The sequence below is a fragment of the uncultured Gilliamella sp. genome, assembly GCA_945271295.1.
GTDB lineage: Bacteria > Pseudomonadota > Gammaproteobacteria > Enterobacterales > Orbaceae > Gilliamella.
This window is the reverse complement of sequence record CALYPG010000002.1, coordinates 56,045-67,782: the sequence shown is the minus strand read 5'-3', so window position 1 is coordinate 67,782 and position 11,738 is coordinate 56,045. Positions and strand designations below refer to the sequence as shown.

Genomic DNA, 11,738 nt, shown 5'->3' with positions numbered 1-11,738 from the left:
GAAAAGATTTTAATCAGCTTAAACTAACAATTTACACCAAAATTCTGTATGATGTAAAATATCTTGGCAGATGGATAATATAATAAATGAAAAGCAATACGTTAACCGCTATTTTTCCAGGCACCTTCGATCCTATTACTAATGGACATATCGATCTTATTACGCGAGCGTCTCTACTTTTTCCTCGCTTAATTATAGCTATTGCTGAAAATCCAAATAAACAAACATTATTTACATTAGATGAACGTGTTAATTTGGCCTCAACTTCAGTTGAACATTTACTGAATGTTGAAGTGATTGGTTTTGATAATTTAATGGCAGACTTTGCCCAAATGCATAGTGCGACAGTTATTGTGCGTGGCGTAAGAACGACTCATGATTTTGAATACGAAAGGCAACTAGCAGAAATGAATCGATCATTAAAATCTGATTTAGATACGATATTTTTAATGCCATCAATTGCTATGGGTTTTATATCATCAACTATTGTTAAAGATGTTGCTTATCATGGTGGCGATATTTCAAATTTAGTACCTATACATGTCAAAACAGAACTACTAAAGCGATTAACTTGAATTTAATAAACTAATATGGTTAATTTTTACACACCAACAAAAAAAAAGTTCATTCCTCAGCAATTGACTTTGACTGTCTCAAGTATAGATGCTTTTGGGCAAGGTGTTGCTAATCATAAAGGTAAAACAATTTTTGTTAAATCAGCTTTACCTGGTGAAACGGTTGATATTCAATTAACTGAAGACAAAAAAAATTACGCTAAAGCTAAAGTAATAAAATACCATAACCTAAGCACAAATCGAGTTACACCACAGTGTGATTATTATCAAAAATGTGGTGGCTGTGAATTGCAACATATTTCATCACATTTGCAGCAACAAGCCAAATATAATTCACTTATTAAACTGTTACAAAAAGAAAGTGGTACATCTTTGCTGCATATCGCTGAGCACTCACCACAGATCATAGCAGATCAACCCTATCATTACAGAAGGCGTGCCCGGCTTGCAATTAATATTATTAAAGGCGAATTATATATTGGTTTTCGTCAAGCTGAATCAAATCAAATAATTAACATTACCCATTGTCCTGTTTTAGTCAAACAATTGGATATATTACTGTCACCACTACAACATTGCTTACGTAAAATTAAACAGAAACAAGCACTCGGACACATCGAATTAATGTGTGTTGATAGTGGGATTGTTTTAGTTTTAAGACACACAATGCCTCTCTCTGAAACTGATACTAACTTATTAAAACAGTTTGCTGAAAATAACAACTTATCCCTTTATTTACATGGTACAGATTTAGTGCATATTATTGGTAATACTGAACATTATTATCTAATTAACCAATTAAAATTGACTTTTAGCCCCCTTGATTTTATACAAGTAAATAGCAACGTTAATCAAAAGATGATCGCACAAGCATTAGAATGGTTGAACTTAAAGTCAACGGATAAAGTGTTAGATTTGTTTTGTGGAATGGGTAATTTTTCATTACCTATGGCAAGGTTATGTAAATCAGTTACTGGTATAGAAGGAGTTAAAGCACTAGTTGAAAAAGCAAAATTTAACACCATATTAAATAGTAATAACCTTTGTGCTAAAACTAATTTTTTGACTAGTAACTTAGAAGATCGCGAGCAATTTTCACAATGGAATCAACCAACATTTAATAAAGTATTGCTAGATCCAGCAAGAGCTGGAGCTTTAAATGTAACAGCAGAAATTGTAAAAATGGAACCATCAAAAATTGTTTATATATCGTGTAATCCAGCTACGTTAGCAAGAGACAGTAAACTACTTGTTAAAGCGGGCTATCACATCGCAAAAGTTGCTATTTTAGATATGTTTCCACAAACTAAGCATATTGAATCTATGCTGTTGTTAACAAAATCAGGATAACAAATTATGGTATCAATTAGAGGCGCTCACCAACATAGTGAAGAACACTACTCACTAGCACAGTTTGATGTTGAACAATGGGCAAAAGAAGAGCTATTGCTAACTAATCCTGATTGTTATCAAAAATTTAAAAATATATGGGATTTTTGTTTCGAAAATAGCGCAGGCGCAATGGAACAAGCACATTGCTTTGAAAATGCAGTTGAAATGGTTGAGATTTTATCTACTCTCAATATGGATGTAAATAGTCTATGTGCTGCATTGTTATTCCCGTTTCTAGATGCCAAAATTATTCGCCGTGAAGATATTCAAGAAGATTTTGATCGCGAAATTATCCATATCATTTCCAGTATTATTAGGATGAAAGAGATTCGCCAACTTCGAGCGATTCGTAATGGTCATGCAACAACAGAGCAAATTGATAGTATCCGCAGAATGCTTCTGGCAATGGTAAATGATTTTCGAAGTGTAGTAATTAAACTAGCTGAACGAATTACTTACTTACGTAGTTTAATGAATGCCCCCAAAGAGGAACAAGTGCTGGCAGCTAAAGAGTGTTTCAATATTTATGCACCTCTAGCTAATCGTTTGGGAATTGGTCAACTCAAATGGGAATTAGAAGATTTTTGCTTCCGTTATTTACATCCAGATGAATATCGATTTATCGCCAAAAAACTACATGAAAAACGACTTGATCGTGAATTATATATCAATCAGTTTGTTGAAAATCTACAAAATATGATGAATACCGATCATATCCGTGCCGAAGTTTATGGTCGCCCCAAACACATCTACAGTATATGGCGAAAAATGGAACGAAAGCATTTGGAATTTGAAGATCTATATGATATTCGGGCTGTACGTATAATCTGTGACCGTATTGAAGATTGTTATAATGCATTAGGTATTGTTCATAGTCATTACAAACACATTGCCAAAGAGTTTGATGATTATGTAGCTAATCCTAAACCCAATGGTTATCAATCTATCCATACAGTGGTTTATGGACCACAACATAAAACGATTGAAATCCAAATTCGTACTGAACAGATGCATAACGATGCAGAATTAGGTATTGCTGCACATTGGAAATACAAAGAAGGCAGTACCGATAAAATGACAGCTTATGATCAGCGAATTTCATGGTTACGCAAATTATTAACTTGGCAACAAGAGATGTCAGAAAGTGGTGAAATTCAAGAAACAGTACGTAGCCAAATTTTTGATGATCGTGTCTATGTATTCACGCCCAAAGGTGATGTGGTTGACTTACCAGCAGGCTCTACTCCGCTTGACTTTGCTTACCATATTCACAGTGATGTGGGGCACCGCTGTATTGGGGCAAAAGTGGGGGGGCGCATTGTTCCTTTTACTTATATTTTAAAAACTGGTGATCAAGTTGAAGTTATTACCCAAAAACAACCTAATCCTAGTCGAGATTGGTTAAACCCTAATACTGGATTTATTAATAGTAGCCGTGCTCGAGCCAAAATCCAAGCCTGGTTCAAAAAACAAGATCGAGATAAAAATATTGCCGCTGGTGAGCAAATTTTAATCGGAGAACTTGAGCCACTAAATATTAGTTTAAAAAGCGTCGAGAAAATTTTAATCAATAAATATAACGCACATTCATTTGATGAAGTTTTGGCTGGCATTGGTAGTGGCGATGTTAGGATAAATCAATTGGTTAACTTCATAAATGCTCAATTTAATAAACCAACAGCAGAAGAAGAAGATGAAGCCGCGTTAAAACAAATTGCACAAAAATCAAATAGCCAAACTAAAAATGCCCCTAAAAATAACAATAAGAAAAGTGGTGAAATTATTATTGAGGGTGTGGGTAATTTAATGCACACTATAGCAAACTGTTGTCGCCCAATTCCGGGTGATCCCATTATAGGGTTTATTACTCAAGGTCGTGGGATCTCAATCCATAGAGCAGATTGTGAACAGTTACAAGAACTCAAAAACCATGCTCCCGAACGTATCATTGAAGCAATTTGGAGTGGTAATCGTCAATCAAGTTACACGATGGTAACTCGGGTTGTAGCAAACGATCGAAGTGGTTTATTGCGCGATATTACTACCATTTTAGCTAATGAAAAAGTTAATGTACTTAGTTTATCAAGCCGCAGTGATATAAAACAACAATTAGCAACCATTGATATGGATATGGAAATTTTCGATCAGGATTCTTTGAATCGTGTACTAAATAAAATTAAACAATTGCCTGATGTTATTGAAGCAAAACGCTTGGGGTAACTAGCTAATTAAAATGCCACTTATTACACTGGCGTAAACTGTTATGTCACGTTATATTCTTTCTAAAATCTGAAACTGATAGGGATAGGGATTTTTATCATCCGCTTTATGATCTTCTTGATAAATCAGTTGCCATTGCTCTGGCAAATAATCTGGGAAATAGGTATCACCTTGTAAATATGCATCAATATGCGTTAAATAAAGGCGATTTACCAATGGTAAAACTTGATTATAAATATTGCCTCCGCCGATAATAAAAACTTCATTAGCGTTTAGCTTTTTGGTTAACTGTATTGCTTCATCAATCGATTTTACCCAACTAATATTGGGATTTGAATTAACAGCAGATTGTCTACTAATAACAATATTATGTCTGTTTGGCAAAGGCTTGCCTATAGATTCAAAAGTTTTTCGTCCCATAATCACTGGCTTATTAAGTGTATTTCTTTTAAACCAGGCCAAATCAGCGGGTAAATGCCATGGCATCTGGTTATTTAAACCAATTACTTGAGAATGTGCCATGGCTACAATAATACTTAATATCATTTGACTCCCTTACACATAACCTAAAGATTTAATTCGTTGTTCCACCTGCTGTGGAAATACTGTTTGTTTCCAAAGCCTTTCACTCAAAGAAAGTAATGGTTCCTTTTGCCCAGATACGATCCATTTAGCCAATTCAGTCGCTACATCGGGATAAATGATCGGTTTTGGAGAAGGCAAATCAAGCCAATTTTTAAGCTTAATTTTATTTAAATTCTCCATAACAGTTGCCATATCAAGTGATTGCAAACACTGAGCATTATAAATTTGTTCAAACTGCCCAGCGACAGGTTTAGTTAGGATCTTTTTACCTAACACTAAAGCCTCTGAAATAAGTGCAAAACCAGTGTTGGAAATGATACCAGAACAATTAATTAAGGCCTGCGTAAAATTATCACGACTAAGTGGGTGCAAAAGTATATTTTTTTGCTGTGAAATTTGTTTAATTTCAGGATGAAAACAGATAAATTGATGATCTTGAAAAGATTTTAGCAGAGTAATAACTTCATCTATCCCTTCAAAAGGTAAATACACAACAATACTACCATCTTCTTTAGGGGACAATTGGAATGAATCGATCATTGGTGGTACTAATTTATGTCCGAAATGAAACCAATGTAGTCCAACTGGTTTTGTGACAGGAGCATAATATTTCATAATGACATTAGCGATCAAACCATACTCTTTCGGTTTTAGGTATTGACAAATCATCTGATTACTTATACCTAAACATTCACGATGCTGATAATGCGCAGCCCAAGCACTTACTGGTTCAAAATCACTAATGATGCAATCATATTCAGACAGATCAAGTTCTCGAACATCCTTAATTAATCGAAAAGCTCGAATTCGTTGGACTGTTTTACGAAAATTAATTTTACCATTTACTATTGCAAAAGTGACTCCACGGAAAGTTTTATAATCTCCGAAAGCTTCCATACCAAAATAGTTTTTGGGGTCACGTCCGCTAAAAATATAATCAACATTAGCGCCTTCCTTTTTTAGAGCCTTGGCTAAAGTTCTGCAACGACTGACATGACCATTTCCTGTGCCTTGTACACCAAAAAGAATTTTCATATCGTTATTATTCGCAAATTTATGTTAGAAAATATAATAACAGAACATATCATAATTATCTCAATTATTTATTGTCGATAAAGTAAATAATTACATTGCTTTTTACTAGTTTAAACATTTTATTATTACAAATATCAACCACCGATTATTCAATGCTATTATTATTTTTGATCTAAAACTACTTATAAAATATAAATTATTAAAATTCAAGTGATTATCTAATTCTCTCGATAAAAAATTAAAAAACGATTGCCTTGTTATATAAACACGCGTATTTTTATACATAGCTTTGATTATCATCATGGCTTAAAATAAACAAGGAAAAAGGAATAGTGTATGGATTCGATACAATCAATAGTTAATAGTGTTTCTTCATTAGTTAACAATAAGATGCTTAATCACTTTTCACTTTCGATTGATGGATTTAGCTTAGTATCTGAACTTTCAGTTTTATCTGTTGAAGGGAAAGAGGTTTTAAATCAGCCTTGGCAGTATTGTATTAATTTTACTACTCAAGATAAGCAAATCGATATTAACACGATTTTAAGCCACCCTGCCTCACTCACATTTCATCCGCAAACTTTACCCAAACAACTCATGCAACTTAGCTCATTAACACTAACAGAAAAAGCTAAGACACTTTATGGTGTAATTACTGAGTTTAGTTTGTTATCAATGAATAAAGATGAAGCACGATATCAGGTAATACTTGAACCGCGTTTAGCATTACTTGCGAATCATCATCAAAGTGCTATTTTTCAAAATCAAAGTGTGGTTACTGTAGTAGAAGAAGTATTACGTAATCATGGTTTTACCGGCATTGACTATCGGTTAGAACTAAAACAAACCTATCCCATTCGCGAATTTATCACGCAGTGGCAAGAAAGTGACCTGACTTTTATTCAAAGATTATTGGCTGATGTAGGCATTTGGTTCCGTTTTGAAACTCATCCTAAGCATAATTGTGATGTTATGGTTATAAGTGATTATGAGCGAGGATATGAAAATACAGGTAACATTATTCTTAAACCACCAAGTGGTATGAGTGATGGTCAACAAAATAGTGTTTGGGATTTACAATTTAGTAGTAAAACTAAACCAAAACAAGTCAGTGTCAATGATTATAATTACCGTAGTGCTAGTAGCAATCTTCATTCTACCGTTAATAGTCAAAGTAATGATAGTACAACCCAAGGGGATGATTATCATTATGCTGAACATTATAAAATGTCAGGAGATAAAGAGCAGGTTGAAAGTGGCAATTGGTACGCCAATATCCGTCACCAACAACACATTTCAGACCAACTGATTATCTCAGGTGAAAGTAATGACTACCGACTTGCACCCGGACAACATATTTTGATTGAAGGGTGTCCAATTAATAATATTAATGACGGAATTATCATCCTTTCAACACAAAACCATGCAGACCGAACTCAATCCTACCAAACTCATTTTACCGCTATACCTTTCGAGGTTCTCAAACCATATCGTCCTGAGCCGCTATCATGGCCACAAATCAGCGGTACACTCCCAGGGAAAATAACTAGCCCGGATAATGATACTTATGGTTATATTGATACTAAAGGGCGATATCGTGTTAAGTTAAATTTCGACTTAAAAAGTTGGAAGCCGGGTGAAGAGAGCTTATGGATGAGGCTAGCTAAACCTTATGCCGGTGATACTTATGGTTTCCATTTTCCACTCATTGACGGCACTGAGATTGCAGTTGGTTTTACTAATGGAAATCCAGATCGACCATATATTGCCCATGCCATGCATAATAGTGACAAACCAGATCTTGTTTCGACAGCAAATAAGCACCGCAATGTAATAAGGACGCCAGCTAATAACAAATTACGCATGGATGATAAACGAGGAAAAGAGCATATTAAACTCGCCACTGAATATGGTAAAACTCAGCTTAATATAGGTCACTTAGTTAACAGTGAAAAAGTACAAAGAGGAGAAGGATTTGAACTGCGCACTGATAAATGGGGTGCAATACGTGCTGGTAAAGGGCTTTTTATAACTGCAGATGAACAATATAAAGCCCAAGATATTCAATTGGATATGAAACAAGCAAAAGAGCAACTTGATAAAGCCTTTAATTTAGTATCTGCATTACAAGATGCAGCAAAACAAGCTGAGGCGGAGTTAGCTGATATAGAACGACAAAAATGTTTATTAATGGATTCACTTGAAGAATTAAAAGAAGCATCAATCCTGCTTTCATCGCCCAAAGGTATTGCTCAAGTAACACCTAAAAGTATTCAATTAGCTGCTGGGGAAAATTTAATGTTAGCCAGTCATCAGCACACTGACATTAATGTTTTAAGGAAATTTACGGTAGCAGCAGGTGAAATAATCAGTTTATTTGCTCAAAAATTGGGAATTAAATTATTTGCTTCACATGGCAAAGTCGATATTCAAGCACAAAGTGACGAAATGTCATTAAGTGCACAAAAGGATATGTCAATAGCAAGTCAACAAGGGCGCACGGTTATTTCGGCTAAACAAGAGCTAATTTTAACTTGTGGTGGGGCTTATATTCGTCTTGCCGGTGGATCTGTAGAAATAGGTGCGCCAGATAATATTCTTAACAAATGTGCTACCTGGCAAAAATTAGGGGCTGATAGTTTAAGTCAAATGACAAATAAACTAAAAAGTAGCAACTATAAATTTAATTCTCAATTACGTTGGCAACATGATGATTCAGTTGTGAAAAATAGAAAAGTTAAAATTATCCGTACTGATAATAGCGAAATAGAAACAATGACCGACGAAAATGGAATGTTGCCAGAACAGTATAGCCAATTTATTGAACCGATAACCATTGTTATTGAACCAAAACAGGAAAGCTAAAAAGATAAATTATGCTGTTTTAAATATTATTATGTAATTAGTAAATTAATGATAAGGATAAACATAATGGGATGGCCTGTTCCGCAGTTGTTAAGTTTGCAACCAATAAAAAAACCGTCTTATTTATTATGGGCTATTAGCTTAGTACTGTTAATTTTAAGCGGTTTTATATTAACGGTTTTTATCTACCCAGATGCAGATCAACTGTTATTTTGGTTTTTTGCTATTGTATTGCCATTGTTTTTATGGCTTTTTGCTATTGCCTACAGTTTGGTCAAAAATATTTCTGACAATGCCGGTAACGATGAAATAACCAAAGTAAATCAAGAATCGATACATTTCTGGCAAGAATGGAGTAAACAACAAATACCTATTTTTGGTAGTTATGTCATTAGTGCAGAACAAAATGGTATAAAAGCGTTAACCAGCAATGATGAAAATATTCCGCTTTATCCAGAAAAAGCAAGGCCCTTATTTAATGTAACTTCATCTACACAACCTTACTGGTTTTTAGATGAAGTGATGCAAAATTTAGAACAACAGTGCCCTCAATACCGCAAATATTTAACCCATATTTATTTACCAAAAGAGTTTATGGATGACGATGAACTTCTTGATGCAATATTTAAACATTGGGATTTACGTGCTGAGCCAATAATGGACTATGCTACTTGGATATCGATGTTATATGAAACGCCTGATAACATTGAATTATCACTAATATTAGTTTGCCAATATAGTGACATAATTTATCATAAACATAGCAAATTTATTAGTGCTATGTTAATCGGAACTGATTCATTAATTAACACAAGAAAATTGAAGGCAAAATCTTGGCTAGGGCGCTTAATGGTTTCGGATAATGATTTAGCTGCTGATTTAAATCAACTTTTTTCCTATACCCAAATTCCCGTTCAAAGCGTTAATGATATTTGGATTTCAGGATTAGATAAAAAAAATCGAGTTGCATTAGCAATAGAAATAGATAAATTAAGTCTAAGGAAAGACAATGAACAATTGCTACATGATATAGATTTAACCTTCGCTAAACCAACCAAATTCACCCATTATTTTGCCTTAGGCATGGCCACTGCTTGTATAAATACATATTTTCGAGATCAACTAATCATTATCCAATATGAAAATAATGTTTATTTACAGTTAGTTACTTTTCAACAATTGACTTGAGGATAAATAGAATGACAGATTACAATAATAAACAACAATTTTCATATAATACCGTACCAACTTCACAAAATAATGTGCAAACTCTTCATATTGAAAAAGAGCGTTTGGTCGTTCCTATCATTTTTATCCCTGGGGTAATGGGAAGTAATTTAAAAGTTAAACCTGAGGAAGGTAAAGATGAAAATACTGACAAAGTTTGGCGTTTAGATTCTGAAACTAGTGTTTTACGTTGGCTTGTATGGCCAACTGGTGGCGCTGAAGCAAGGAAAAAAAAACTCGACCCAAATAAAACCGAAGTGGATAGTAGAGGAATGTATATTGACGCAGCAACAAAAGACATCGCAATAATTGAACAAGAATATAACGATAACATTAGTATATATGAGGACAGATCATTCGACGATTATGAAGAACAAATTAATGTCATGCTGCAAGGAATTGATAATGCGAAAAAAAATCATCCTGAAAATATACTTTTTGGTCTCAGGGGTGAGCGAGGCTGGGGGGCAGTTAGCTATATAAGTTATGGCGAGTTTTTAGATACTTTACAAACCAGTTTATTTGATCCTTCAGGTCATTTATCTACTGTATTAAATGATTTAACCAAAGATAAATCGTTTATTTTAGAAGAAAAGTCAAAAGCGATGTTAACTTTTACTATTGAAGAGATTAAGCATTGTGAATCCTTCTATTTACCGGTTCATGCTATGGGTTATAACTGGTTAGAATCTAATGAAATGAGTGCTATTAGATTAAAGACTTTAGTTGAACAGACTTTACCGGCTTATTATAAAAAACGCGGCAAAATTTGCGATAAAGTAATTTTAGTTACTCACTCAATGGGAGGGTTAGTTGCCCGGTATTATACGCAAGCCTTGGGTGGAAAAGACAAAGTCTTAGGGGTAATTAATGGTGTACAACCATCCACAGGGGCAGTTGCTGCTTATACTCGCATGAAGCGGGGTACAGAAGTAAATAGTACTTTTATTGGGAAAACAAAGGATTATGTAACGGAACAGGTGCTGGGTAAAGATGCCGCCGAAATGACGGCGGTGTGTGCGCAAGCTCCGGGAACTTTACAATTATTACCTACGCCAGAATATGGTGGTAATTGGTTAACAATTACCGAGCCAGACGGCACCGAAAGTCATTTCGGGATAGATCCTTACACAGATATCTATTTAGCAAAAGATAAGTGGTGGTGCGCTTGTGAACCACATCTAATCAATCCGTTAAATAGTGAACGTGATCTGACACAAATGGAAATTGATTGGAATGATTATGAAAAATTAATAAAAAATCAAGTGATACCTTTTAATCAAGCGATAGCTAATCAATATCACCCTAATACCTATGTTTTTTTTGGTATCGAAGATGATAAAAAGCATATTAAACAAAAATATTTAACCTATAACACTGCACATTGGATAGGGCAGTTTAATAAAGATAATAAGATATATATGAGAAACCCACTAACTGACCATATAGGAGCAATGAATCGACTAAATTTAGGAGAATTAAAAGAGATTAGAACTCTGTCGACTGAACGGCATAATTGGGAGGAGGATAAAATACCATCTCCTTATTATAGGGATAAATTAAAGGGTAATATTGAAGAAATTTACACTTTACAACTAGCCGATGGTAATGGTGATGGTACCGTGCCACAATGTTCCGGTGAAATCCCAATTGACAAAATAAAAGCGCGGATGCATTTACCAGTCGCGCATGAACCTGCTTATCAAAACGGAATTACTCAAGAATTTACATTACGAGCCATTGTTGACATTCTACAACAGGTAAAAATTGATGACTAATTTACTTAAATTTAAAAAAAAATATTATTTTTTCTTAGTCTTTATATTAGTAATGTTATTT

At 34.3% G+C, this 11,738-nt stretch carries 8 protein-coding genes; 6 read left to right on the top strand and 2 right to left on the bottom strand.

Annotated features, from left to right (window positions below; all coding sequences use genetic code 11):
* The first annotated feature begins 86 nt into the window (after positions 1 to 86).
* From coaD to relA, 3 genes are read left to right on the top strand one after another with little or no spacing between them, the layout of a single operon-like run.
* Positions 87 to 575: a pantetheine-phosphate adenylyltransferase gene (gene coaD, locus Q0K76_RS01755; RefSeq protein ID WP_294610318.1), complete on the top strand. Its 489-nt coding sequence runs from the start codon at positions 87 to 89 to the stop codon at positions 573 to 575.
* A 15-nt stretch (positions 576 to 590) separates the two neighbouring features.
* Positions 591 to 1,925, top strand: coding sequence for a 23S rRNA (uracil(1939)-C(5))-methyltransferase RlmD (gene rlmD / locus Q0K76_RS01750; protein WP_294610314.1), 1,335 nt, complete (start codon positions 591 to 593; stop codon positions 1,923 to 1,925).
* 6 nt (positions 1,926 to 1,931) lie between these two features.
* Positions 1,932 to 4,187, top strand: coding sequence for a GTP diphosphokinase (relA, locus tag Q0K76_RS01745; protein ID WP_294610309.1), 2,256 nt, complete (start codon positions 1,932 to 1,934; stop codon positions 4,185 to 4,187).
* Between the two features lie 51 nt (positions 4,188 to 4,238).
* Here the strand turns inward: relA and folA are convergent, their stop codons facing one another.
* Positions 4,239 to 4,733 carry a type 3 dihydrofolate reductase gene (folA, locus tag Q0K76_RS01740; RefSeq protein ID WP_363322367.1) on the bottom strand — a complete coding sequence of 165 codons (495 nt, stop codon included), beginning with the start codon at positions 4,731 to 4,733 and terminating at the stop codon, positions 4,239 to 4,241.
* A 9-nt stretch (positions 4,734 to 4,742) separates the two neighbouring features.
* Positions 4,743 to 5,807: an MJ1255/VC2487 family glycosyltransferase gene (locus Q0K76_RS01735; RefSeq protein ID WP_294610306.1), complete on the bottom strand. Its 1,065-nt coding sequence runs from the start codon at positions 5,805 to 5,807 to the stop codon at positions 4,743 to 4,745.
* A 336-nt stretch (positions 5,808 to 6,143) separates the two neighbouring features.
* On the opposite strand from Q0K76_RS01735, the gene vgrG reads away from it, so the two are divergent.
* The 3 genes from vgrG to Q0K76_RS01720 all read left to right on the top strand — a co-directional run bounded on the left by vgrG (position 6,144) and on the right by Q0K76_RS01720 (position 11,677).
* Positions 6,144 to 8,672: a type VI secretion system Vgr family protein gene (vgrG, locus tag Q0K76_RS01730; RefSeq protein WP_294610303.1), complete on the top strand. Its 2,529-nt coding sequence runs from the start codon at positions 6,144 to 6,146 to the stop codon at positions 8,670 to 8,672.
* Between the two features lie 66 nt (positions 8,673 to 8,738).
* Entirely contained in the window at positions 8,739 to 9,860 is a 1,122-nt protein-coding gene (locus Q0K76_RS01725) for a hypothetical protein (protein ID WP_294610300.1), read from the top strand.
* Positions 9,861 to 9,871: 11 nt separating this feature from the next.
* Entirely contained in the window at positions 9,872 to 11,677 is a 1,806-nt protein-coding gene (locus Q0K76_RS01720) for a hypothetical protein (RefSeq protein ID WP_294610297.1), read from the top strand.
* Positions 11,678 to 11,738 lie beyond the last annotated feature (61 nt).